The following is a 23,093-nucleotide window of genomic DNA, read 5'->3' as shown; positions in this document are numbered from 1 at the left end:
TGGTGCTGGGATGGGATGAGGGCGCCCGTGCTGGGAATTGTGTGAGCAGGGCGTTGGTCGAGCTGTGAAGGTAGTGCGGACGTGGCACTTTTCCTACTCGTTTGACACAATCGGGGGCATGGCTGAGACGACGTACAGCATCGGGGAAGGGCCGGCGACGCGGGTGAGCCTGTCGCTGCCGGAGGGGACCGCGGAGGCGATCCGGGCGCGGGTGGGGAAGCGGGAGTTCTCCGCGTTCATCGCCGAGGCGGTCGAGCGTGAGCTGCGGGGGCAGGTCCTGGACGAGTACCTGGCGGACTACGAGAGCCGCAAGGGGCCGGTCTCCGAGCCGGCCCGTCAACGGGCGCGGCAGGTCTTCGACGAGGTGTTCGCCGAGGAGGCCGAGTGGCCCGCCGCACGCTGAGTCACGAGGGGACGCTGGTCCTCGACAGTGAGGGACTCTCGAAGCTGCTCGCCGACGACGAGCAGGTGGTGGCTCTGATCGCTGAGGCGCGCTCGCGCGGCATGGAGGTCGTCATCAGTGCGCTCACCATCATCGAAGCCGTCCACGCGCGTACGAACAAGTCCCGCCTGAACTGGGTGCTTTCCGGGCTGCGGGTCGTCCCGGTCGGCGACGAGGAGGCGAGGGCTGCCTCGAAGTTGCTGATGGATGCTGGTTTGCACGGGCATAAGTACGCGATCGATGCGGCGGTCGCCGAGGCCGCGCTGCGACAGCATCGACCGGTGATCATGCTGACCTCTGATATCGATGACATGGTCAAACTCTGCGGCGATCGCGTTCGGCTGGTGGGGATCTAACGGCAACTAACCCGGATGCCACCTTCCTGGCTGAGTCCTGCCGGAATGGGATGTGGACGCCGCACCTTGGCGGGATTGCCAGTGGTGAACGCGAGTGCGGACTGGTACCACTGATCAAGGTCCGGGCAGCGCGGTTTTAGCGGGGGAACGTGGGCTGGCAGGAAGAAGTCGTCTCGGCACTGGACGCCTGGGTGGCACATGAAGGCGTGGCTTCTCGCGAGCCACGGTGGCGCCTCCTGGGGCGAGCGGCCCGGGGTCGGAAACCTGGGGAGTACGTAGTCGACGTGCGCGGGTCCGAAACCGGGACGGACCAGCTCCAGGGGGACAGTCTGCGACTGGCCGGACCTGATGAGAGCGACATTGACGCAGGTCACTCCGTGCTCGACGTGTATAAGGACGGCACTGCGCTTCGCGTGCGTGTTCCCGAGTTCGCAGACCCGGCGGATCCCTGTCTGTGGATGAAGCCGCAGCCCACCGGTTTCCTCGTCAAGGCGCTGCGGGAAGGCATGGCCTCGCTCGCCGATGCTCCGCTGGCCCATCTCATGGCCCGAGGCGAGGCGGGCACGGGGCGCCTTGCTGCCATTGGACTGCCGCCCGGCATGCTCCTGCCTGCTCAGGATCGCGCCTATCGGGCATGCATGGGCGAGGGTCTGTGGCTGGTGTGGGGGCCGCCGGGCACTGGCAAGACCACGGTTCTCAAACGCGCCATCAGCGATCTCGTTGCCCGGGGGAAGCGGGTCCTGTTGGTCTCGGCCACCAATATCGCGGTGGACAACGCCCTATGGGGTGTGGTCAAAGAGCGTCGGCATGGTGATGGCGAGCTCGTCCGCGTGGGGCCGCCTCACTTGAGGGAGATTGCGGAGGACGCGAGTGTCTGCCTCACGCTGATGGTGCGCCACCGATTGACCGAAACCGATGAGCGCCGCCGTGCTGTCGCCGCTCAGCTGGTTGAGGCCCGGGAGCGGGCCCAGCAGTTGGAGGAGCTGGAGCGGGGCCTTACGGACTTCGACGCTGTGGCGTACGCCGCAGACCGTGTCCGACTCGACGATCCTGCCCGAGCTTCCGCGGCTTTGGAGCAGACGCTCGATCAGGCACGCCGGGATGCCAAGGATGCGGAGGACACTGCCGTACGGCTGGAGAGGTCCCACCAGGCCGCGCTCGAAGCGGTGAGGGCGACGAAGCAGGCTCAAACCGACTGGAAGTCGTACGACGAGTATCAGGAAAGCCTGGAACGACTCCGCCGGGCAGTGACCGACTTGGAGGCGAAGGCACTGGTTGCCGACAGGGAGTGTGCGGCGGCTCAGGAGCTCGTGGATGGTCTTGAACAGCTGAAAGGCTTTGCGAGGCGCCGGGCAAAGCGGGAACGGGAAACTGCGCGAACTCGACTGGAGACGGCGCGCGCCGACGCGCGCCAGGCCGGTCAGAAGGCGGTGGACGCTCGATCGGTCTTGGCCCGGCAGGAGGACGCCGTCGCGACACAGCTGGCGGAACTCGGGGCTCGGATTCCGTTCAGCAAGCAGGAAATCGAGCTCCGGCAGACGACCCTGAAGAGGGTGGACAAGGCCCTGGAACAGGCCCGGCGACACCATCTGGCGGAGGGCGCCCACCTGGCCGTTCTCGCCAGGGAACTTGGGCTTTCCCAAGCGGCTGAAGCTCGTATCGAGGAGGCCGACCGACTCGGTCATCCCCGACGCCATGCACAGGTGGCGGACCTGAAACCTCGGGTGGCGCAGGATCAAGAGCGTCGGCCGGTGCTGGAACGCCGTCATCGCGAACTCCAGGAGGAGTACGACAAGCTTGCGCGTGACGCCCAGGGCGAGATCATTCGTGGTGCCAAGGTCGTAGCCACTACCCTCGCCCGCTTTCGTACCACGAAGGCGGTCTTCGAGGGCGATTACGACGTGGTCCTTGTCGACGAGGCCGGGGCCGCGACCCTGCCCGAGGTACTCCTGGCCGTAGGAAAGGCGAAGACCACTGCGGTGCTCCTTGGGGACTTCATGCAGCTCGGTCCCGTGATGCCGCAACTCGACGGAAGCAAGCGGCCCGACGTTGCCCGCTGGATCCTGCGTGAGGTCTACGAGCATTTCGATATCGAGTCCCCGATGGCAGCTGTGAATCACCAAGGCTGCGTCGTACTGGATGTTCAGCACCGCTTCGGCCACGACGTCATGAGTCTGGCGAACTCACTCGCGTACGACGGCGTGTTGAAACCCGGCCCAGGTATTGAGCAGCGTGCAGCGCGGCGCGCCTCGGACGACCCCGAGATCGTGATCATCGACACCGACGGGCTGCAGAACCTCGCCCAGGTCCACCGAACCGGCCGTCGCAAGGGATGGTGGCCGGCCGGCTCACTGCTCGCACGAGCCCTGATCGATCTGCACAGAGAGGACGGTGAGGAGGCCGGTGTCGTGACGCCGTATCCGGTACAGGCCGAAGCCACCTTGGAGGCGCTCCGGGACAGCGAGGGCGCCGGCAGTCGGCTCGCAGAAGTCGGAACGGCTCATCGATTTCAGGGCCGCGAGTTCCCCGTGGTCATCTTCGACACCGTGGAGGACGACTACGGTGACGGTCTCTGGATGTCCCGGGCATCCCGGGCGCCTGGAGCGTCAGCCTGGGAGCGCAATGGGATACGACTCTTCAACGTCGCCGTCACCCGCGTTCAGACCAGGCTTTACGTCGTCGGAAGCCGAAGGCGCATCCTTGCTGCGGGTGAGCAGACCGCCATGGGTAGGCTGGCTGCCCTCATCAGCGACCGACGCGTCCGCACGGTCCCGGCTACTCAGTTGATCGCCCCCGGCGAGCGGCCAGACGTCCCTCTCGGTCCCTTCGGCACGCGTCTCGCCAATGTCCTCTCCCGTCATGTTGAAGTCTCCGACGTCGACGACGAGATCTCGTTCTACGAGACGTTTGCCTCACGGCTGGCAGAAGCACGCAACTCCTTGTGGATCTGGTCTCCGTGGACCGCGAAACGTCTCATCGGGCTGCTGCCGGTGCTGGACGAGGCCGTGCGCCGAGGTGTCCGGGTGACGGTCTTCGTGCGTGATCCCTACGACACGGGTCAGAAGAAGCAGACCGAATTGGTCAAGCAGCTCCGGGCAGTGGTGCAGACGGTCGTCTCCGTCAACGTAATGCACCAGAAGATCGTCGTGATCGACGAGCACACGGTTCTGCTGGGCAGCCTCAACTCCCTCTCGCAGAGCCGTTCGCGTGAGGTCATGCTGACCATCAAGGGTGGCCACTTCGCACGCAAGATCCTGACTCACGAGCATGCGGAGGACTTCGCAAAACCCCCTCGGTGCGATGCATGCAAGGGGGAGGAAGTGGACCTGCGCCGTCGGGCCGACGGTTCCTGGTACTGGCGATGCTTCAACCGGATGTGTCCAGCGCGGCGAGGGAGTCGGGCGTGGGAAAAGGCTGTTCGGCTCAAGTCAGGGGCGCGGCGCTAGCTGGTTCAACCTCAACTAGGGCACCGGCATCATCGATGGACAGCCTCGCCCTCATGGTGTGGGAAGTTGGAGACGAACAGGGGAGCATCCGCGCACCGGCGCCCGCGGATGTTGGATAGTGGTCTCGGTGTCGAAGCCTCTTGTTACTTTGTCGAAAATCCCGTGCTGGGACGCGCCCGCAAACCCGCAGGTCAGACCGGTTGTGGTGGAGTTTCGGTTCAACGTGTGAGCCGGGGCGGATCTTCACGTCGCTGACGTGGAAGACACGCCGTGCGAAAGGGGCCGACTCCGGTGGGGTCGGCCCCTTCGGGCGTTCCGGGGTGGTCAGGAACGGCTTGTTTGCCCGGCGTGGGGGACCGGGGCCCGCATCAGTGGGCTGAGGGCGCCCTCGTGGAAGTCTCGCGCCATGTCGGGCCAATCGAGGCAGTAGCGGGACCGGATCTTCCGGCAGGCGAGGCGCCAGACGCCGTCCTCCTTGGCGTAGTCGTCGTAGTAGCGCACCGCGGCCAGGACGCAGGTGCCGTCGCGGCCGTGTTCGGCGTGTGCGGTGACCACGCCGGTGGCCCGTTCGTCGTCGATGATCGTGATGACGTGGGAGTGCCGGTAGTGGAACGTGAACTCGTTCTTCGGTAGTTGGGCGCGGTAGAAGGCATCCAGTTGCTCGCGGCCGGTGATCTCGCCGCCCTTGAATTTCAGACGGCCGTTCCGGGTGAAGCAGGAAGTGATGCCGGGCCAGTCGCGGTCGTCGAGCAGATGGCCGTAGCGGTCGGCCAGGTCGGTGAGATCGGCGCGGATCTGCAGGCGGTTCACTCGCTCGGCCAGTGAGAGCGCATCGTCGTGTTCGGGCATGGCGCCACGCTAGGACCGGATCGGTTAACCGCCGGTTGAAGTGTCCGTGGGCCGACGCGCGCCCGTCCGCCGGGCGTTCACCCCTTGCCGCAGTCGTGCAGCCGGAAGTGTTCGAGCAGCACTTCGCGGCCGTGCTCGCTCACCGAGACGGCGCGGCTGCGCTCGCTCGTGCGCAGCCAGCCCCGGCGGAAGAACTCCGAAGCGAGGGTGGCGCCGAGGGTCCCGCCGAGGTGGTGGTCCTGCTCGCTCCGGTCGGCGCAGGCGCGGGTCAGCGGGCGTCGCTGACGGGCCAGTTCGCCGACGTCGATCTCCAGGCGGCCGAAAGCCCGTGCCCCGCGAGGGGTGACGTGCAGAACGGGCCCGCGGGATTCGAGGAAACGGCCGTCCAGAAGTCCTCTCGTCAGCGTCACGCCCGTTCGGCCGCCGATGTGGTCGTGACACATCCGCCCGCGTCGCAGCGCGGCGTTCTCGGACGCCTCGCGGTACGAGCGGGCGGGCACGCGGGGCGCGACGAGCAGCAGCGCCTCGAGGGCGTCGGCTACGGCCTGGCCGCTGAGCCGGTAGAAGCGCTGACGTCCTAGCGGCTGCACCGCCAGCAGACCGCCGGCCGTCAGCTTTCGTAGGTGCGCGCTCGCGAGCGGGGCCGAGACCTTCGCCCGCTCGGCCAGGGCGGAGGCCGCCATCGGGCCGCCGTCCAGCAGGGCCAGCAGAATCTTCGCGCGCGTGCGGTCGCCGATCAGCGCGGCGACGGCAGCCAGGTCCGGGGAGCCGGTCACCTCGTGAAGGTACCGACCCCAGGGCCGCGTGAGCCAGCCGTCGGCACTCCGGCCCCCTCAGCCCCGCCCTCCCGCCCCGTGCAGGAACGTCTCCACCACGCGCGCCGCCAGTGCGTCCGGGTCCGTCACCGGGTCGTTCGGGTTGCCGTGCAGGGTCTCGCCCAGGAGGGCGTAGTAGACGCGTTGCAGCCAGGGGAGGTCGGCCGAGGGGGCGATGAGGTGGTCCTCGCGGGCGCGGGCCAGGACCGTGAGGCAGTGCTCGGTCATCGCCTCGTGGAGGGCGGCCGCCTCCGTGCCGGGGGTGGCGGGGAGGCTCAGGGCGAACGTCCACGCGCCCTTGACCTCCAGGACGTTGGCGGTGATGCGGTGCAGGGCCACCAGGGGCGGGGCGGTGCCGGGGCGGCCGTCGTCCACCGCCTGGGCGAGCTGGCGGGCCGCCGACAGGGCCAGGGCGTCGATCAGCGCCTGGCGGTGCGCGAAGCGGCGGTGGATCGTCGTGCGGGAGACGCCCGCCTCGGCCGCGATCTGCTCCATCGAGGCGCCGGGGTCCTTGGAGAGCAGGCGTTCCGCCGCCTCCAGGATCAGGCGCACGCTGCGCTCCGCATCGGCCCGCAGCGGCCGTGCCGTTGTCTCGCCGGCCATCGTCCACTCCTCGTTCGCTCCGCTGCCCGGACCCCTGAAACGTAACACCGGTGCGCCATCTCTTGAGTATGTGGGACATCGCTGTTGCAGTTAGCTCGGTAATAGGTACTCTGGTGTTGCAGGTGTTCGGCTCGTTCAGCCTCTCCAAGGAGACCTCCATGTCCGCAACCGCCCTCGTCACCGGTGCCTCCTCCGGGCTCGGCGCGGAGTTCGCCGCGCAGCTCGCCGCCCGCGGGCACGACCTCGTCCTGGTCGCCCGTTCCGAGGGCCGGCTCACCGCCCTCGCGTCGCGGCTGGAGGCCGAGCACGGCGTACGCGCCCACGTCCTCGTCCAGGACCTCGCCGAGCCCGGCGCCGCCCGTGCCGTCGCCGACCGGCTCGACGCGCTCGGCCTGCGGATCGGGCTGCTGGTCAACAACGCGGGGTTCGGGACCTGTGGCCGCTTCGAGGACATCGACGCGGAGCGCGACCACGAGCAGCTGATGGTCAATGTCGTCGCGCTCGTCGGGCTCACCCACGCCCTGCTCCCCGGCATGCTGGAACGCGGCACCGGCGCCGTCGTCAACGTCGCCTCCACCGCGGCCTTCACGCCCGCCCCGTACTTCGCGGTCTACGGCTCCGCCAAGGCGTTCGTGCTGAACTTCGGGCTCTCGCTGCGCCAGGAGTGCCGCGGCCGCGGCGTGCGTGTGCTCACCCTGTGCCCCGGGCCCGTCGACACGCCGTTCTTCGAGGCCATCGGGACCCGCGAGGCGGCCGTCAACGGGTCGATGAGCACGCCGGAGCCTGTCGTGCGCGCCGCGCTGGCCGCCCTCGACCGCGACCGCGCCTACGTCACCCCGGGGTTCGGCAACGCCCTGTCCGCGCACCTGCTGCCGCGCCGCCCGCGCACCCTGGTCGCCGCCATGGCCGAGCGCGTCACGCGCAAGGTCCTCGCCTCCGCGGGCAGCGCGCGGACCGGGTCGTACGCGGCGTGAGTCCGGTCCCGTACGTACCTCTCCGCGGGGCCGGGGCCCCGCGGAGAGGGGTGGGTCAGCAGGCGCCGAGATCCTCCCAGACGCCCCACTCGCCGGTCGTGCCGGGCTGGTCGCCCTGCACCCACCACTTGGCGCGCCAGGTGTGCCCGTTGTACGAGACGGTGTCACCGCCGTTGTACACGCGGCCCGCCTCCCACGCCGAGGCGGTGCAGTCGCCGGGCGGGTCCCCGCCGTCGCCTCCGCCGTCGTTGCCGCCGCCGATGTTCACGTCGATGCAGGCGTAGAACGCGTTGGCCGTGTCGGAGATGTTCCAGACGGCGAGCACCTTCTGCTTCCCGCTGAAGCCGCCGAAGTTCACCTGGTGGGTCTTGGTGGCGCCGGGCTGGGCGCCGTTGTCGTTGAACTCGGCGATCTTCGTGCCACCGATGTAGTACTGCCAGGTGCTCGTCGCGTGACGGGCCGTCAGGGTCCAGGAGAAGTTCGTGGAGCTCCCGACCGGAGTGGCCTTCCAGCCCTTGGCGTCGTTGTCCAGCTCGGCGAACTGGGAGTTGCCGCCACTGCAGCTGCGCAGGCCCTTGGGGCCCTCGACGCTCTGCGGCTCGTACTTGATCTGACCGCAGTCGACCACGCCCGACGCGCACTGCGCCTGGCGGCTCGGCGGCGATGAGACGTAACCGTGCGCACTGGCCGTGGTGGCCGGCAGGACCACCGCGAGCAGGGGGGCGACTCCCGCACCGAGCACGAGGGCCAGTTTTCGCTTCGCGTTCATGCCAACTCCTTCGCTGGGGACTGCCGCGGGGTGACGGCAGCGGTCGGACATGCCCGCACCGGGCAGCGGCCTTGTCAGGGGGTGCCGGCACGGTGGGGGCAGGGGTACGGCCGGTGGCGAGAGGGCGCCGCCCGCAGCCCCGCGCACGCCGACGGCCGCCCAGGGCGACCACGGCTCACCTTAGGTCTAGACCATACTCATGGGTGTGTGCGCGTCAATAGGGGTCGCGCGCAAAGATCTTGACCGGGTGTCACGTCCCAGGGCGGGTCATCACGATGCGCGCGATCTCCACCCGGGACCTCGCACCCAGCTTGCGATAGGACCGGGTGAGCGCCGCCTCCACGGTCTTCACGCTGAGGGTCAGGCCCGCCGCGATCTCCCGGTTCGTCGCCCCCTGCGCCACCCGCGTCACCACACTGCGCTCCGTCGAGCTCAGCCGCTCCGGCCACGCCCGGTCGTCCCGCTGGAGCGGCGGCGCCCCCTCGGCCCGGTCCCGTTCCGCCCGCACCCCCGCGACCCAGGCCCGCCCCCGCCGCCGTGAACACGCGGAGCGCCTGCGTGAACGCGGCATGGGCGGCGCCCTCGTCGCCGAGGCGGCGGCGCACCCGGCCCAGTGCCACCCGGGTCCGCGCCTCCTCCAGGGCGTACCCGGCGGCCCGCACGCGCGCGGCGGCCTCCTCGTAACCCACCGCGGCAGCCGTCAGCCCCCCCGCGCTCCTCGCACACCACCGCGGCCGCCCGGTCCAGGGTCGCGAGAACGCCGGTGCGGCCGAGCCGGGCCGCCTGGGCGCGGGCCCGGTCGAGCACCGACTCCGCCTCGTCCACCGCCCCGGAGCGGGCCGGCGCCTCCGCGAGATCGGCGTGCCAGCGGCGGGTCGCCGGGTCGCCCTGCCCCTGGGCGCTCTCCAGCTCCGCCGTACGACGCAGCAGAGCCGCCGCGCGCCCGAACTCACCGCCGAACGGCCTGATCCGGCCCTCCGCGTGCAGCGCCCTCGGCCAGCGCCACCGCGTACCAGCCGGGCCCCTGGCTCAGCCCCGCCCGCTCCGCGATCCCGCAGGCTCTGCCGGGGGTGCCGGGGGTGCCGGGGCCCCCGACGTGCCGGGGAGGGCGATGGCGGAGGCGCACGCACAGGCCAGAGTGGCCGTCAGAAGCCTCCTGGCTCTTCCTGTGTACATAGGAACGGGGGTGTCCCTTCACCTCGTACAGGCGGAATCCGGCCACCGTCCCGTGGGGTGATGAGGGCGGTGCCGACGCACGAGTGTGGGGAGCAGTCCGGCGGGGCTGCCAGGCACCCGGCGAATGCCCAGGGGTTTCCCCAAGCGGGGATTCCGCATCACGCCGTCGCGGACCGCGCGCACGCGAAAGGGGCAGCCGCGCACCGGCAGCCGCCCCTTGCCGGGTGTTCCTAGCGGTGGGAGAGCCCGCGGTCGACGGCCGTGATCAGCTCGCCGTCCTCCGTGTCACCGTCCAGCGACCAGAACATCGCGCCGCCGAGCCGGTGGTCGCGGATGTACGCGGTCTTGGCGCGCAGCACCTGGGGGTCGTCGTACGTCCACAGCGTGGTGCCGTCGAAGAGCCAGGCGCTGCCGTCGCGGACGTTCCGGTGCACCTTGTACGTACCGGATTCGGCCAGCTTCTTGAGGGCCTTGTAGTCCTCGTAACCGGCCGCCCAGGTCGCCGGGGCGGGGCCGGCCGCCGGCTGTCCGAGGCCGTCGCCGCCGCCGGTCACGCCCGTCCAGCCCTGGCCGTAGAAGGGCATGCCCATGACCAGCTTGCGTGCCGGGGCGCCGCGCTTCAGCCAGTCCCGCACGGTCCGGTCGACGCTGTAGTCGCCCTTCGCATACAGCGCGGACTGCTGGGCGGTCCTCGCCTCGCCGGAGACGTGGAAGTCGTAGCCCTGGAGGTTCACGAAGTCGAAGTCCCGCATGATGCGCGGCACGTCGAAGCCCGCGTCGATCTTCTCGGGGGAGGCCGGGACGAACGCCGAGAGGTCGTAGTGCCTGGGCTTCGCGCCGTGCTGCCGGCCCTTCTGGGCCTGCGCGGTCCGCTTCGCGTACGCGTCCAGCTGGGTGCGGAACTCGTGGACCAGGGCGGTGAAGTTCCGCTTGTCCTCCGGGCGGTACACCGTGTCGGTGTCACCGGCCGATCCCGGCCATTCCCAGTCGATGTCGATGCCGTCGAAGAGCCCGGCGGCCGCGCCCTCGCCGCCGCGCGTCCCGTCCACCGGCAGGTTGCCCTTGATGTACAGGTCGATGCAGGAGGCGACGAGCGCCCTGCGGGACGCGGCGGTGCGGGCCGCGTCGGAGAAGTGCGTCGACCAGCTCCAGCCGCCGAGCGAGATCATCACCTTCAGGCCGGGGTGCTTGGCCTTGAGCTCCCGCAGCTGGTTGAAGTTGCCCGCCAGCTTCTGGTCGTCGGTGTCGGCGACGCCGTCCACGGAGCCGGCCGCGTCGAGCGGGCGGACGTAGTCCGCCCAGGCGTCGGCCTCGCCGGGCACGTTGCCCGTGAAGCACTTGCCGTCCGCGCCGACGTTGCCGAACGAGTAGTTGATGTGGGTGAGCTTGGCCGCGGTGCCGCTCGTCTCCAGGTCCTTGACCTGGAAGTCGCGTCCGTAGACGCCCCATTGGGTGAAGTAGCCGACGCGCTTGTAGTCGGTGGCGGAGCCGTGGTGGCCGCCGGTGCCGCCGGGCCGGTCATGGCTCCCGTGTCCGGACGAGGCGTTGGCGGCGGGGGAGAGGGAGGCCGCGAGCGTGAAGGCGCAGGCGGCGATGGCGAGTGAAGACAGGGTTCTTCGACGCATGAGGCCAGAAGTTATTGGTCTGGACCAAACGCGGTCAAGGGTTTGGCAAAGGCGGTTCAAAGGGGTGTCGGCCCACGCGCCGCGGACTATGCGCAGGCCCGAGGAATGTCATCACTTCGAGTGAAACCGTGGCCTGCGCTTGCGGTCCGGAACCCACGGTTGCGACGCTGTCGCAGTCCGTCAACCTCTTGGGGAGTGGCCTGTGGCTTTCGGTGAGCAGCCCGCCTATCTGCGCGTGGCGAGCGATCTGAGGGAGAAGATCGTCAACGGTTTGCTGCCGCCGCATACGCGCCTGCCGTCGCAGGCGCGCATCCGCGAGGAGTACGGGGTCTCGGACACCGTCGCCCTGGAGGCGCGCAAGGTCCTGATGGCGGAGGGCCTGGTCGAGGGCCGTTCCGGCTCGGGGACGTATGTGCGCGAGCGGCCGGTGCCCCGCATGGTCGAGCGTTCCGGCTTCCGGCCCGAGGCGGGCGCGGGCCCGTTCCGTCAGGAGCAGGCGGCGGACGGGGTGCGCGGGACCTGGGAGTCGCGCAGCGAGCAGGAGGGCGCGAGCCCCGAGATCGCCGCCCGCCTCGCGATCGAGCCCGGCGACCGCGTCATGCGCACGCATTACGTGTTCCGGGAGGCGGGTGAGCCCGTGATGCTCTCCACCTCCTGGGAGCCCCTGGCCATCACCGGGCGCACGCCGGTGATGCTGCCCGAGGAGGGTCCGCTGGGCGGCTGCGGGGTGGTCGAGCGGATGGCCGCCATCGACGTGATCGTGGACAACGTCGCCGAGCAGGTGGGCGCGCGCCCGGGGCTTGCGGAGGAGCTCCTGGCGCTGGGCGGGGTCCCCGGTCATGTGGTGATGGTGGTCGAGCGGACCTTCTACGCGTCGGGGCGGCCCGTCGAGACCGCCGACGTGGTGGTGCCGGCCGACCGCTACCGGGTGGGGTACCGCCTCCCCGTGAGGTGACCGGCGGGCGGGTCGGGCCTGCCCTGATTGTCATGCCCGTTTCCACCGCAACGCCCTGGGGGCGCATTCGCGAGAATGCGCCCCCAGGGCGTTGGTCCGTTCCTGGCCGGATCGGTACCTCTTTGTGCAAAGTCGTATCCGTTGCGTGAAGGTCAGGCGTAGGGTCAGGCATATGCGTACCGGGGTTTCCTGGAGTTCCTTAGAAGTGTGCACATCGGTCAGGGGAGGGGCGCGATGCTCGGGAGAAACACGATGAGTGACAGCGGTGCCGTGCTCCCCTGGCTGGTGATACGGCAGGACGACAACGGCAACCGCTACCGCGTGGGCAGGTACGCCACGCAGGGCGAGGCCCAGCGGGCGGCCGACAAGCTGCAGGACCGAGGGCACAAGCAGTTGTACTGGGTGGAGCGGGTCGGGCAGACCGCCCAGTCGTAGGGGGTGTGGGGCGCGCGGGGCTCAGTGCGCCGTGCGCCGGTACAGGGGAGCGAGGGCGGCGCACTGCACCGCCATCGACAGGCCCATGGCCAGGCAGATGCCCGGCAGCCCCCACCCCGACATGCCGTACGCCAGCACGAGTTGGACGGCGACCCCGCAGGCCGTGACGCGGGCGAGGGCCGGACTCGCGCCGCTGCCCTCGAAGACGCCGCCGAGCGCGATGAAGCAGGCCAGTAGCAGCAGATACGGTCCCGCGCAGCGCAGATAGAGCGCCCCGGCCCCGGCCACCGCTCCCTCGCTGCCGAAGGCCCGCATGATCCAGGGCGCGCCCGCGAGGAGCACGGCCGCGGCCGTGAGACCGAGCGCCGAGGCCACCAGCAGCGCCTGCCGCCCGATGGCCCGCCGCGCGTCGCGCCCGGCGCCGAGCAGATGGGCGGTGCGGATCGCGGCGGCCTGGCGCACCGCGTAGAAGGCCATCGTCGCGACGTACATCGCCTTCGTCGCGATCCCGTACGCGGCGACCTCGGCCACCCCGATCCGGGCGACGACGGCGACGAGCGCGAGCGCCCCCGCCATCCGTGCGACGAAGTCGGCCGACATGGGCAGGCCCGTGGCGGCGGTCCCGCGCGCGTCGGCGGCCAGGCCCCCGCGCACCCGGCCCGCACCGGCCGTGGCGGCGGCCCGCCGCAGGACGCCGTTGCGGCGCAGCGCCACCAGACCGCAGGCGAGCGCGGCGGTCCGGCCCAGCACCGTGGCGATCGCCGCGCCGCGCACCCCGAGCCCGAACCCCAGGATGAGCAGCGGGTCCAGACCGAGGATCAGGCCGTTCGCGAGGACCGCGAGCCTCATCGGGGTGCGGGTGTCACCCGTGCCCTTCAGGACGCCGTCGACCACGTTGGTCGCGAAGAACACCGCGATGCCCGGCAGTGCGATCGCGAAGTAGCCGGTGGCCAGGGCCGCCGCGCCGCCGTCACCGCTCCCGAGGACCAGCCGCGCCAGCGGTGCGCGGCAGAGGTAACCACCCACCGCGACCGCCGGCGTGACCAGCGCCCACAGCGCCCAGCCGCCGCGCACCGCCGAGCGCAGCGCCGCCGGGTCGTCCGCACCCCTGGCCCGCGCGACGAGCACGGTCGTGCCGGAGCCCGCGACCAGGACGACGCCGAGCAGCAGGTTCTCGACGTTGGTGGCGGCTGCCACCGCGGCGACCGCCGCCCCGCCCAGCCGGGCCACCCAGACCATGTTGATGATCCCGGCCGTGACCCCCGCGAGGAGTTCGAAGTAGACCGGATACGCGAGTACCACCAGCGTGCGCCGGTGCTCCGCCGCCTCCATGACCGCCCCCTCTTTCCGCTGTACCTCGAATCGAGGTACAGCGGAAAGAGATAACATGAGGGCGCCGGACGGGCAAGCGGATGACGGACGTGGTGAGGAGCTCGGCGCGTGCTGGAACTGTCGATCCTGGGGTTCCTCTTCGAGGAGCCCCTGCACGGATACGAGCTGAAGGCCCGCATCCAGGCCCTCAGCGGCCACATCCGCCCGGTCAGCGACGGGGCGCTCTATCCGGCCATTTCCCGGCTGGTGAAGGCGGGCCTGGTCGACCAGCGCAGCGAGCCCGGGACGGGCGCCGCTCCCCGCCGGGTCCTGTCCCTCACCGAGGCCGGACGCGAGGAGCTGCACGCCCGGCTCGGGCACCCCAAGGAGGCCGAAATCACCGACGGGCAGCGCTTCTTCACGCTGCTCGCGTTCCTGCACCACCTTCCGGACCGCGCCGGGCAGGCGGCGGTCCTGCGCAGGCGGCAGGCGTTCCTCGACGTGCCGACGAGCTTCTTCTACCGGGACGGCGAGCCGGTGCGGGCCGAGCGGGCGCCCACGCTCTTCCGGCAGGGCATGCTGCGCATCGCCCGCGCCACGGGCGCCGAGGAGAAGAAGTGGCTGGCCGAGGCGATCGGTGAACTGGAGGGCGGGGACGCGCCGGTGCTGATCGACACGGTGGCGTGGGTGCGGATCGAGGGGGGCCGCATCCTGTGCGCGCGCCCGCGCGGAAAGGACGTCTTCTACATCCCGGGCGGCAAGCGGGAGGGCGCCGAGAGCGACCTCGACACCCTGGTGCGCGAGATCGAGGAGGAGCTGACGGTCCGTATCGACGCGGAGTCCGTCGTGCACGTGGGGACGTACGAGGCCGGCGGGCCCGGCCTGCCGGACGGTGCGGTGGTCCGGATGGCCTGCTACACCGCCGGGTTCAGCGGCGAGCTGAGAGCCAGCAGCGAGATCGAGGACGTGGCGTGGTTCTCGTACGCCGACCGCGACCGCGTGCCGCCCGTCGACCAGCTGCTCTTCGACGACCTCCGGGCGTCGGGCGACCTGGCCTGAGGGCGGCGCGCGGATCATGGCGCGGCGCGCGACCTTCCGTGTGTGCGCCCCCGCTTCCCGGGCACTCGTACGTGCGCGCCGCCGTACACCCGTACGCCCCGCGTGTCGAGCCCGGCGGTATTTGCTCATCAATATCGGGTATGTGCTGTTTGCCCCGCACGGACAGGGCGTCACCGTTGCCGGCTCTGGGAGTGATCGGCGTGACCGATACCGAAGGCGATCGAGCCGAATGGAGCTTTCCGGCTGTTCCCGGTGCCGTGCGCACCGCCCGCCACGCGGTCCAGGACACCCTGCGCGGCTGGGGGCTCGACGCCGCCGTCGGTGACGAGGCGATGCTGCTGGTCAGTGAGCTGGTCACCAACTCCATGCGCTACACGCCCGGCCCCATCGGGGTGCGGCTGCTGCGCCCCCACCAGGACGGGGACCGCTCCACCGCCCGGCCGGGCCTGCTGGTGGAAGTCTCCGATCCCCTCCCCGAGCCACCCACCGAACGCAGGGCGGGACCCGACGACGAGAGCGGCCGCGGACTGCAGCTCGTGGCCTGTGCGGCCCGGCGCTGGGGGACCCGGCGCGGAAAGAGCGGCAAGACGGTGTGGTTCGAGCTGGCTCTGCCTGGTTAGGAGTGAGGTGGGACGCACAGCGATCACCGGAGGTCGGGGCCGAACCTGGCTGAAAGGGACTGAGACCGTGCTGTGATCGTGAACGCCGTGCCGGACGGGGCCGTAGTGCTGAATACTGCGGGCATGACCGGTCCGGTGTGTGAGCTGGAGGGGACGGTCGCGTGAGCGAAATACCTGGGACAGCGGGCGACGTCGTGTGGCAGAGCAGTCCGCCCGGCTCGATCTACGACTACATCAGAGTCGCCTCCTTCTCGATCGGGCCCGACGGCCTGATCGAGCAGTGGAGCCGCCGGGCCGCCGGTCTCTTCGGCGTGGCCGCCCACGAGGCGGTGGGCAAGGACCCGGTCGAGGCGTTCCTGCCGGGCGAGGTCCGCCGCGAGGGCCACCGCAGGGTCGGCGAAGTGCTCGACGGCAAGGAGTGGACGGGACTCGTCCCCTTCCGGATGCCCGGCGAGGGCGGGGCGCACGGGCTCGCCGAGATCTATGTGATGCCCAGCGAGACGGCCACCGGCGAACGGGCGGCGGTCTGCATCGTCGTGGACGTCCGCGCCCTGCGCCGCATCGAGACGGACCTCGCCGCCTCGCAGGCGATTTTCGGCCAATCTCCCTTCGGTTTCGTCCTGTTCGGCACCGACCTCACCGTCGTCCGGGCCAACGAGCGCTTCGCCACCGTCTTCGGCGGCCGCGCCGACGACCACCGGGGCCGCACCGTCGGCGACTACCTCACCGGCGCCGAGGCCGACCGCCTGACCGCCACGCTCGAACGGGTCCTGGAGACCGGCAACTCCGTCACCGACCTCCAGCTCGTCGGCACGGCCCCCGGCGACACCGAGCGCCGCCACTGGTCGATGAACCTCTACCGGGTGCACAGCGGATCGGGCCGCCCCATCGGCATCGCCGGACTCGCCACCGACGTGACCCGGCGTCACACCGCCGCCCGCGAGGCCGCCAGCGCCCGCCGCAACCTCGCCCTGCTCAACGAGGCGAGCGCCCGCATCGGCAACTCGCTGGACCTGGAGACCACCGCCCGCGAACTCCTCGACGTGGCCGTCCCGGTCTTCTGCGACCTGGCCTCCGTCGACCTCTACCAGGCCCTGCTCACCGGGGACGAGGCGGCGCCCGGCGGCTGGAGCCCGCTCGGCCAGGAGCCGGCCGGGGGCTCCGCCGAACTGCGCCGCGTCGCCTTCGCCAGCGCGGTGTCAGACGCCCTGCCCCACCCGGCCCGCGGCGCCTCCGGCCCGCCGGGCGACGCCGCGCCCCCCGCCCTCGGCTCCGTCCACCGCTACCCCTTCGGCTCGCCGTGCGCCGTCGCGCTGCGCACCGGCCGCATCGAGGACGTGCCGGGCGACGACGGGGGCTTCGTGCAGTCCACGCTCGCCGTGCCGATGGTCGCCCACGACACGGTGGTGGGCCTCGTCCGCTTCTCCCGCACGAAGGGCAGCGAGCCGTTCGACGCCCGGGACCGGGCCCTCGCGACCGAGCTGGCCGCCCGCGCCGCCGTCTGCATCGACAACGCCCGCCTCTACCGCCGCGAGCACGAACGCGCGCTGATCCTCCAGCGCAGCCTGCTGCCCCCGGGCGACCCGGAGGCCGCCGGGCTGGACATCGCCTGCCGCTACCTCCCGGGCAACACCGCCAACGAGGTCGGCGGCGACTGGTTCGACGTGATCGAGCTGCCCGGACACCGCACCGCCCTCGTCGTCGGCGACGTGATGGGGCGTGGCCTGCGCGCCGCCGTGGCGATGGGCGAACTGCGCACCGCCGTACGCACCCTGGCCCTGCTCGACCTGGAACCGGCCGAGGTGCTGTCCGCGCTCGACGAGGTCGCCCGGGGCCTCGGTGCCCCCGGTGCCGCCTCCGCCTCCGGTGGCGGGGGAGCCCAGTGGCCCGCCCGCGCCGCGCACAAGTCCCGTGAGGCGGACCTCTCCGAGGTGTACCTCGCGACCTGCGTCTACGCGGTCTACGACCCCGTCACCCGGCGCTGCACCTTCGCCAACGCGGGCCACCTGCCGCCCGCCGTGGTCGAGCCGGGGGAGGCCGCGCTGCTCCTCGACGTACCACCGGGGATGCCGCTGGGCGTCGGCGGCGAACCGTTCGAGGAGGTCGAGGTCGAGCTGAAGGAGGGTGCGCTCCTCGCCCTCTACACCGACGGCCTGGTCGAGTCCCGCGACCACCCGCTGGACGAGGGCCTGGCCGCCCTCCGCAAGGCCCTGGTCGAACCGGCCCAGCCGCTGGAGGACGTCTGCGACCGGGTCCTCGGCTCGCTGCACACCCGGCACGGCGAGGACGACATCGCGCTCCTGATGGCCCGCATCCAGGGCCTGCCCACCGAAGCCGTCGGCGACTGGCGGCTGCCCCGCGAGCCCCGCTCGGTCGGCCGCGCCCGTGAGCTGGCCCGGGGCCAGCTCACCAGCTGGGGCCTCGATGACCTGATCGACACCACGGAACTGCTGGTCAGCGAGCTGGTCACCAACGCCCTGCGCTACGGCGAGGGCGAGATCCGGCTCCGCCTGCTGCGCGACCGCACCCTGGTCTGCGAGGTGTGGGACGCCGGGCTCGTCCAGCCGAGGCGCCGGCGCGCCCGGGACACGGACGAGGGCGGCCGGGGCCTCCAGCTGGTGGGGCTCCTCAGCGCGGCCTGGGGGGCGCGGCGGACCCCGCGCGGCAAGACCGTCTGGTTCGAACTGCCGCTGCCCGACGGCCGACCGGCCGCCGAACGCTCGGTGGAGGAGCTGCTCAGCATGTTCTAGGGGCGGCGCGGCTCACTTCGTGGTCTTCAGGGCGGCGAGCCGGGCCTCCACCTCGGCGCTGTCGCCCAGCGCGTCCAGCTCCTCGAACTGCGCGTCCAGCGAGGAGGCCGCCAGCTCCTGCTTGCCCAGGGCCCGCGCCTCCTCGCGCCGCACCTTGTCCTCGAACCGGCTCAGCTCGCTGGTCGGGTCCAGGACGTCGACGTCCTTCACCGCGTCCATCATCCGGTTCTGCGCCTCCGCCGACTTGGCGCGCGCCACCAGCTCGTCCCGCTTGGCCTTCAGCTCCGAGAGCTTCGCCTTCATCCGGTCCAGGCCCGCCCGGAGCTTGTCGACCACCTCGGTCTGCGCCGCGATCGTCGGCTCGGCGGTCCTGGCCTCCTTCTCCGACTGGAGCTGCCGGCCCAGCGCGACCTTGGCCAGGTTGTCGAACTTGTCCGCCTCGGGGCCCGAGCCGCCCGCCCGCAGCTCGTCGGCCTTGCGGCTCGCGGCGAGCGCCTTGCCGCCCCACTCCCGCGCCGCCTCGACGTCCTCCTGGTGGTCCTGCTCCATCAGACGGAGGTTGCCGATGGTGGCGGCCACCGCCTGCTCCGCCTCGGAGATGTTGGCGGTGTAGTCGCGGATCAGCTGGTCCAGCATCTTCTGCGGATCCTCGGCCTGGTCGAGCAGGGCGTTGATGTTGGCCTTCGCCAGCTGGGTGACACGGCCGAGGACGGTCTGCTTGCTCATGGGTGCCTCTCCTGTCGGGTGGTGCCGCTCGTGGGGTTACGCATCGGCTCTACGGGAGCCTGTCCGCCGTACGGGACGCTCGCCGCTGTACGTGAGGCTCGCGGTCAGAAGCGCCCGCCGCCGCCCCGGCGGCCCCGCGTCCCGCCGCCGCCGAAGCTGCCGGGCCCGCCGCCTCCGAAGCCCCCGCCCCCGCCGAATCCGCCCCCGAATCCGCCGCGCCCGCCGCCCCCGCCCATCAGGCCGCCGAGGATGATTCCGCCCAGCACCGCGCCACCCATGCCCCCGCCACCTCCGCCCGCCATACCGCCGGGGCCGCCGCGCCCGCCGTAGCCGTACCCGCGTACGTCCTGCTCGGCCAGGCCGCGCGCCTCGACGGCCAGCGCGTCAGCGCGGTTCGCCTCGGCCAGGGCGGCATGCGGGTCGCCAGTGCCCGCCGACGCGGCCGCCCGCTCCAGCCGGCGCTGCGCCTCCGCGAGCCGGGTACGGGCGGTGCTTCCGACCGCCCCGCGGTGCGTCGTGACGAAGTCCGCGGCCGCCGCCACCGAGGAGCGCGCGGTCAGCAGTGCGCCGTCGAGCAGCGAGCGCGCCCGGGTGTCGCCCCGTTCCCGTTCACGCGCCCCGGCCAGCGCCTCGTCCAGAGCCCGGTCCGCCTCCTCCACCCGGCGCAGCGCGTCGATCGGGTCGTACCGCCCGCCCCGCTCCTCGCGCACCTCGCCGGCCACCGCACGGGCGCGGGCGATCCGGCCGCTCAGGTCGGCGGTGGACGCCCCCTGCGCCGTGCCGTCGAGCAGCCCGCCCGCGTCCGCGAGGTCGGTGTCCAGCTCGGTGAGCGCGGCGGACAGCCGGTCGGCCGCCCCGTCCAGCTCGCGGGCCCGCCGTTCCACGCCGTCGACGAGGGTGGCCGCCTGGTCGAGCGCGCCCTCGGCGGCCCGGACGTAGACGGCCGCCGCCGCGTGGTCGCCGCCGTCCACCGCCTGCCGGGCCCGGTCGAGCGACGCGGTCGCGAAGGCGAGCCGGTCCTCGGCCTGGCCGGGATCGGCGGCGACGGGGGCCGATGCCTGGTCCGCGTACCGCTCGCGCATCGAGGCGAGCGCGGTCCCGGCGGCCGGGACGCGGCCGGTCAGCTCGTGGAGCGCGGCTCCGGCGGCGGCCACGGCCTGCGGTGCTCCCCGCTCCAGCTCGCGCAGCCGGTCGAAGTCCTCGGAGACCGCGTCGAGGCGGCCGTCGGCGTCCGCGCAGCGGCTGACGATCTCGTCCAGCATCCGCCGTCGCGTCGCGTCGTCCTCCGGGAACGCGTCGTCCAGCTGCTGGCGCAGCCGGAACGCGGTGGTCAGCTCCCCCTTGGCGTACGCCACCGCCTCGGCGAACGGCGCGGCGGCCTCCTCCCCGAACTGGGCGGTGGCGAACCCCAGCTCCTCCTCGCTCGTACGCACCGCGTCGTCGGTGGCGACCAGCGTCTCCTTGGCCTTCGCGTCGAGCTCCGGCAGCGGGGTGGGCTGGGGCGCGCCGCCGCCCCAGCCGGTCGTGCCGGGTGTCGTACGGCTGGTGGCGCGCCGCTTGCGCCGCAGGAACGCGTACGCGGCGACGGCCGCGACCGCGCAGAGCAGGACGACGGGCAGGAGGAGGTCCCCGGTGCTGGTGCCGCCCGAGCCGGAGCCCGGGTCGGAGGGGCCGGGGGTGATCGCGGGGGCGGGTACGGGCTCGCCGGACAGGACGGCGCCGTAGCCGTCGGCGGCGCCGATCGCGGCGCCCGGCCAGTCGTTCTCCTTCAGCGCCGGCTCGATCGCGGTGTTCGCCACGTCCCGGAGCTGGGGGTCGGTGAGGGGGGCGTCCTGGTCGACGGAGTAGGCGTACTGCCGTGCGTGGGTGGCGACGGCGAGCAGGACGTCGTCGCGGCCGAGGCCGTTGCGGTCGGCGGTGGCGTCGGCCCAGTCCTGCGGGGAGCGTCCGGAGAAGTCGCGTACGTACACCACGAAGAGCTGGAGGCGGTGCTCGGCGTAGAGCCGGTCGAGCGCCGTGACCACCTGGGGGCGGCGTCCGCCGAGGGCTCCCACCTTGTCGGTGATCTGCCCGTCGCGGGACAGCGTGACCGGGTCGTCGGCGCGGGCGGCAGGCGCGGGGGCCAGGGCCAGCCAGCACACCGTCAGGAGCACGGCGAGCACGGCCCGGCCCGGTACGAGGATCCGGGTGCGGCTCTCGGACGGCGTCACGTTTGTGAGGCTATGTCCCTCTGTGGACGGTCGCGACACGAGGCGGAGAACGACAGGGTGCCTTGCAAGGCACCCTGTCGTTCTCGTACGGTGCATGTATGACGCAATCATCCGGGGCGGGCCCCGACCCCACGGCCGAAGAGGTGGCGAACCAGCTGGCCTCCGTGGTCGGCCGGCTGCTGCGGCGGCTGCGTTCGTCCTCGTCGGAGTCGCTGCTGACGCCGACCCAGCGCTCGGTGCTGGCCCGGCTGGACGACGGGGGCGCCGCGACCACCGCGGACCTGGCCCGCGCCGAATTCGTCCGCCCGCAGTCCATGCGGCTGACCCTGGGCGCGCTGGAGGCGCAGGGGCTGGTCGAGCGGGCGCCGGACCCGGCCGACGGGCGGAAGTCCGTCATGTCGGTCACGGAAGTCGGGCGCACGACGCTCGCCCAGGTCCGGGCCGCCAAGCGGAACTGGCTGGCCGAGGCCGTCGCCGCCGAGCTGGACGGCCATGAGCGGCGGACGGTCGCCGAGGCCGCGGCCCTCATCGAACGCCTGGTCGGTTCGTGACGGCTCGCGAGGTGCTGCCCCGGGTGGTGCGCGCGGCGGCCGGCCCCGACCGGGTGGCGTCCGAGCCCGGCTTCGGTGCCCGGCTCACCGCACCGCTGCTGCTCGGCTCGCTGCTCAACCCCCTGAACACCACCATGATCTCCACCGCGCTGGTGGCGATCGGGCACCACTTCTCCGTCGGCGCCGCCGACACCGCCTGGCTGATCTCCGTCCTCTACCTCGCCAGCGCCGTCGCCCAGCCCGTCCTGGGCCGGCTCGCCGACGTCCTCGGGCCGCGCCGCGTCTTCCTCGCCGGTCTCGTCGTGGTCGTCGCCTCCGGCCTGGTCGGCGCCTTCGCGCAGGGCTTCGGCGAGCTGATCGTCTCGCGGCTGTTGCTCGGCGTCGGTACGTCGGCCGCCTACCCGGCCGCCATGGCGGTGCTGCGCGACGAGTCGGCCCGGATCGGGCGGCCGACGCCGCGCCCGGTGCTGGCCAGGCTCTCCTTCGCCGCGCTCGGCAGTGCGGCGGTCGGGCCGACGCTCGGCGGGCTGCTGGTCATGACGGCCGGCTGGCGCGGGATCTTCGCCGTCAACGTGCCCGTGGCGCTGATCGCCCTCGGCGCGGCCCTGCTCTGGATTCCCGCCGACCCGCCCCGCGCCCGCACGGCCGGCGGCCCGGCGCCCCGGCTGGGGCTCGATCCGCTCGGCATCGGCCTGTTCGCGACCGCGCTCACCGTCCTGGTCTTCTTCCTGCTCGACCTCGCGCACCCGATGTGGTGGCTGCTCGCGCCGTTCGCCGCGCTCGCCGCGGCCCTGGTGTGGTGGCAGCTCCGGGCCCCCGCCCCCTTCATCGACCTGCGGATGCTCGCGGGCAACGGGGCGCTCTCGCGCACGTACCTCCGGCACGGCGTCAGCTACCTGCTGATCTACTGCGTGATGTACGGATACACGCAGTGGCTGGAGGAGGCCCGGGGCTACTCCTCCGGACACACCGGACTCCTCATGCTGCCGATGTCCGTCGCCGCCCTGGTGTGCTCGCTGCTCGGCGCCCGTACGAGGGGCATCCGGGGCCCGCTCGTCCTGGCCTGCGTCCTGCTCACCGCCGGAGCCGGAATGCTCTTCCTGCTGTCCGGCGACGCACCGGTCGCCGTCCTGCTGCTCGCCGGTGCCTGCTTCGGCATCCCGCAGGGGCTCATCGGCACCAGCAACCAGGCGGCCGTGCAGGCGTACGCGCCGCCCGCCTCCGTCGGCTCGGCCGCCGGCCTCCAGCGCACCGCCCAGTACATCGGGGCGATCACCGCCTCCAGCCTCATCGCGCTGGCCTACGGACAGTCGGCCGGAGACCGGGGGCTGCACCTGATGGCCGCCGTCGCCGCCGTCCTGGGCGTCCTGCTCATCGTCCTCACCGTCACCGACCGCGCCCTGCGCGGGCGTACCTGATCC

Annotated in this window: 20 protein-coding genes and 1 pseudogene; 12 read left to right on the top strand and 9 right to left on the bottom strand. The window is 72.1% G+C overall.

The window, feature by feature from the left end; translation table 11 throughout:
• Positions 1 to 118 precede the first annotated feature (118 nt).
• The 3 genes from AB0L33_RS05820 (at position 119) to AB0L33_RS05810 (ending at position 4,244) form a co-directional block, all read left to right on the top strand.
• Positions 119 to 403: a hypothetical protein gene (locus AB0L33_RS05820; RefSeq protein ID WP_365678032.1), complete on the top strand. Its 285-nt coding sequence runs from the start codon at positions 119 to 121 to the stop codon at positions 401 to 403.
• Positions 385 to 798, top strand: coding sequence for a DNA-binding protein (locus tag AB0L33_RS05815; RefSeq protein WP_365678030.1), 414 nt, complete (start codon positions 385 to 387; stop codon positions 796 to 798). Before AB0L33_RS05820 ends, AB0L33_RS05815 begins: the two co-directional genes overlap by 19 nt.
• A gap of 377 nt (positions 799 to 1,175) precedes the next feature.
• A complete protein-coding gene (locus tag AB0L33_RS05810; RefSeq protein WP_365678028.1) occupies positions 1,176 to 4,244 on the top strand; it encodes an AAA domain-containing protein in 3,069 nt (1,022 codons plus the stop codon).
• Between the two features lie 324 nt (positions 4,245 to 4,568).
• On the opposite strand, the gene AB0L33_RS05805 is transcribed toward AB0L33_RS05810, so the two are convergent.
• From AB0L33_RS05805 to AB0L33_RS05795, 3 genes are all read right to left on the bottom strand, one after another.
• Entirely contained in the window at positions 4,569 to 5,093 is a 525-nt protein-coding gene (locus AB0L33_RS05805) for a nuclear transport factor 2 family protein (protein ID WP_365678026.1), read from the bottom strand.
• 77 nt (positions 5,094 to 5,170) lie between these two features.
• Positions 5,171 to 5,869, bottom strand: a complete 699-nt coding sequence (locus AB0L33_RS05800) for a helix-turn-helix transcriptional regulator (RefSeq protein ID WP_365678024.1) — start codon at positions 5,867 to 5,869, stop codon at positions 5,171 to 5,173.
• A 57-nt stretch (positions 5,870 to 5,926) separates the two neighbouring features.
• Positions 5,927 to 6,511, bottom strand: coding sequence for a helix-turn-helix domain-containing protein (locus tag AB0L33_RS05795; protein ID WP_365678022.1), 585 nt, complete (start codon positions 6,509 to 6,511; stop codon positions 5,927 to 5,929).
• A gap of 158 nt (positions 6,512 to 6,669) precedes the next feature.
• Between AB0L33_RS05795 and AB0L33_RS05790 the strand changes: the two genes are divergently transcribed.
• Positions 6,670 to 7,485: an SDR family oxidoreductase gene (locus AB0L33_RS05790; protein WP_365678020.1), complete on the top strand. Its 816-nt coding sequence runs from the start codon at positions 6,670 to 6,672 to the stop codon at positions 7,483 to 7,485.
• 55 nt (positions 7,486 to 7,540) lie between these two features.
• On the opposite strand, the gene AB0L33_RS05785 is transcribed toward AB0L33_RS05790, so the two are convergent.
• The 3 genes from AB0L33_RS05785 to AB0L33_RS05775 form a co-directional block, all read right to left on the bottom strand.
• Positions 7,541 to 8,254: a lytic polysaccharide monooxygenase gene (locus AB0L33_RS05785; protein WP_365678018.1), complete on the bottom strand. Its 714-nt coding sequence runs from the start codon at positions 8,252 to 8,254 to the stop codon at positions 7,541 to 7,543.
• A 250-nt stretch (positions 8,255 to 8,504) separates the two neighbouring features.
• On the bottom strand, positions 8,505 to 8,825 hold the full coding sequence (locus AB0L33_RS05780; RefSeq protein ID WP_365678016.1) for a helix-turn-helix transcriptional regulator: 321 nt from the start codon (positions 8,823 to 8,825) through the stop codon (positions 8,505 to 8,507).
• Between the two features lie 835 nt (positions 8,826 to 9,660).
• A complete protein-coding gene (locus tag AB0L33_RS05775; RefSeq protein ID WP_365678014.1) occupies positions 9,661 to 11,055 on the bottom strand; it encodes a glycoside hydrolase family 18 protein in 1,395 nt (464 codons plus the stop codon).
• 202 nt (positions 11,056 to 11,257) lie between these two features.
• Between AB0L33_RS05775 and AB0L33_RS05770 the strand changes: the two genes are divergently transcribed.
• Both AB0L33_RS05770 and AB0L33_RS05765 read left to right on the top strand, forming a co-directional pair.
• The gene (locus tag AB0L33_RS05770; protein ID WP_365678012.1) at positions 11,258 to 12,010 is read left to right on the top strand and encodes a GntR family transcriptional regulator; all 753 of its coding nucleotides are present in this window, start codon (positions 11,258 to 11,260) and stop codon (positions 12,008 to 12,010) included.
• 234 nt (positions 12,011 to 12,244) lie between these two features.
• Positions 12,245 to 12,445 carry an SPOR domain-containing protein gene (locus tag AB0L33_RS05765; RefSeq protein ID WP_365678010.1) on the top strand — a complete coding sequence of 67 codons (201 nt, stop codon included), beginning with the start codon at positions 12,245 to 12,247 and terminating at the stop codon, positions 12,443 to 12,445.
• A gap of 21 nt (positions 12,446 to 12,466) precedes the next feature.
• Here the strand turns inward: AB0L33_RS05765 and AB0L33_RS05760 are convergent, their stop codons facing one another.
• The gene (locus AB0L33_RS05760) at positions 12,467 to 13,777 is read right to left on the bottom strand and encodes an MATE family efflux transporter (RefSeq protein WP_365678008.1); all 1,311 of its coding nucleotides are present in this window, start codon (positions 13,775 to 13,777) and stop codon (positions 12,467 to 12,469) included.
• A 108-nt stretch (positions 13,778 to 13,885) separates the two neighbouring features.
• Between AB0L33_RS05760 and AB0L33_RS05755 the strand changes: the two are divergent.
• From AB0L33_RS05755 to AB0L33_RS05740, 4 genes and pseudogenes are all read left to right on the top strand, one after another.
• Positions 13,886 to 14,407, top strand: a pseudogene (locus AB0L33_RS05755) (PadR family transcriptional regulator); the annotation flags it as partial.
• A gap of 12 nt (positions 14,408 to 14,419) precedes the next feature.
• Positions 14,420 to 14,815, top strand: a complete 396-nt coding sequence (locus AB0L33_RS05750; RefSeq protein WP_365678653.1) for an NUDIX domain-containing protein — start codon at positions 14,420 to 14,422, stop codon at positions 14,813 to 14,815.
• 191 nt (positions 14,816 to 15,006) lie between these two features.
• A complete protein-coding gene (locus AB0L33_RS05745; protein WP_365678651.1) occupies positions 15,007 to 15,435 on the top strand; it encodes an ATP-binding protein in 429 nt (142 codons plus the stop codon).
• Positions 15,436 to 15,629: 194 nt separating this feature from the next.
• Positions 15,630 to 18,185 carry a SpoIIE family protein phosphatase gene (locus AB0L33_RS05740; RefSeq protein ID WP_365678649.1) on the top strand — a complete coding sequence of 852 codons (2,556 nt, stop codon included), beginning with the start codon at positions 15,630 to 15,632 and terminating at the stop codon, positions 18,183 to 18,185.
• A gap of 12 nt (positions 18,186 to 18,197) precedes the next feature.
• Here the strand turns inward: AB0L33_RS05740 and AB0L33_RS05735 are convergent, their stop codons facing one another.
• Both AB0L33_RS05735 and AB0L33_RS05730 read right to left on the bottom strand, forming a co-directional pair.
• Positions 18,198 to 18,911, bottom strand: coding sequence for a PspA/IM30 family protein (locus tag AB0L33_RS05735; RefSeq protein WP_365678006.1), 714 nt, complete (start codon positions 18,909 to 18,911; stop codon positions 18,198 to 18,200).
• 104 nt (positions 18,912 to 19,015) lie between these two features.
• A complete protein-coding gene (locus AB0L33_RS05730; RefSeq protein ID WP_365678004.1) occupies positions 19,016 to 21,121 on the bottom strand; it encodes a TPM domain-containing protein in 2,106 nt (701 codons plus the stop codon).
• A 98-nt stretch (positions 21,122 to 21,219) separates the two neighbouring features.
• Here AB0L33_RS05730 and AB0L33_RS05725 point away from each other — a divergent pair, with 98 nt between their 5' ends.
• Both AB0L33_RS05725 and AB0L33_RS05720 read left to right on the top strand, forming a co-directional pair.
• Positions 21,220 to 21,672 (top strand): MarR family transcriptional regulator, encoded by a 453-nt coding sequence (locus tag AB0L33_RS05725; protein ID WP_365678002.1) that lies wholly within the window; start codon positions 21,220 to 21,222, stop codon positions 21,670 to 21,672.
• Positions 21,673 to 21,683: 11 nt separating this feature from the next.
• Positions 21,684 to 23,090: an MFS transporter gene (locus AB0L33_RS05720; protein ID WP_365678647.1), complete on the top strand. Its 1,407-nt coding sequence runs from the start codon at positions 21,684 to 21,686 to the stop codon at positions 23,088 to 23,090.
• The last annotated feature ends 3 nt before the right edge of the window (positions 23,091 to 23,093 follow it).

Source organism: Streptomyces sp. NPDC052299 (assembly GCF_040679335.1).
GTDB lineage: Bacteria > Actinomycetota > Actinomycetes > Streptomycetales > Streptomycetaceae > Streptomyces.
The sequence above is the reverse complement of the archived record's forward strand: the minus strand, read 5'-3'. Positions and strand labels throughout refer to the sequence as shown.

Excerpts from the sequence above, each read along its gene's own strand:
- AB0L33_RS05820 (WP_365678032.1), top strand. The coding sequence starts at position 119 with ATGGCTGAGACGACGTACAGCATCGGGGAAGGGCCGGCGACGCGGGTG.
- AB0L33_RS05805 (WP_365678026.1), bottom strand. The coding sequence starts at position 5,093 with ATGCCCGAACACGACGATGCGCTCTCACTGGCCGAGCGAGTGAACCGC.
- AB0L33_RS05795 (WP_365678022.1), bottom strand. The coding sequence starts at position 6,511 with ATGGCCGGCGAGACAACGGCACGGCCGCTGCGGGCCGATGCGGAGCGC.
- AB0L33_RS05790 (WP_365678020.1), top strand. The coding sequence starts at position 6,670 with ATGTCCGCAACCGCCCTCGTCACCGGTGCCTCCTCCGGGCTCGGCGCG.
- AB0L33_RS05785 (WP_365678018.1), bottom strand. The coding sequence starts at position 8,254 with ATGAACGCGAAGCGAAAACTGGCCCTCGTGCTCGGTGCGGGAGTCGCC.
- AB0L33_RS05780 (WP_365678016.1), bottom strand. The coding sequence starts at position 8,825 with ATGCCGCGTTCACGCAGGCGCTCCGCGTGTTCACGGCGGCGGGGGCGG.
- AB0L33_RS05775 (WP_365678014.1), bottom strand. The coding sequence starts at position 11,055 with ATGCGTCGAAGAACCCTGTCTTCACTCGCCATCGCCGCCTGCGCCTTC.
- AB0L33_RS05765 (WP_365678010.1), top strand. The coding sequence starts at position 12,245 with ATGCTCGGGAGAAACACGATGAGTGACAGCGGTGCCGTGCTCCCCTGG.
- AB0L33_RS05760 (WP_365678008.1), bottom strand. The coding sequence starts at position 13,777 with ATGGAGGCGGCGGAGCACCGGCGCACGCTGGTGGTACTCGCGTATCCG.
- AB0L33_RS05735 (WP_365678006.1), bottom strand. The coding sequence starts at position 18,911 with ATGAGCAAGCAGACCGTCCTCGGCCGTGTCACCCAGCTGGCGAAGGCC.
- AB0L33_RS05725 (WP_365678002.1), top strand. The coding sequence starts at position 21,220 with ATGACGCAATCATCCGGGGCGGGCCCCGACCCCACGGCCGAAGAGGTG.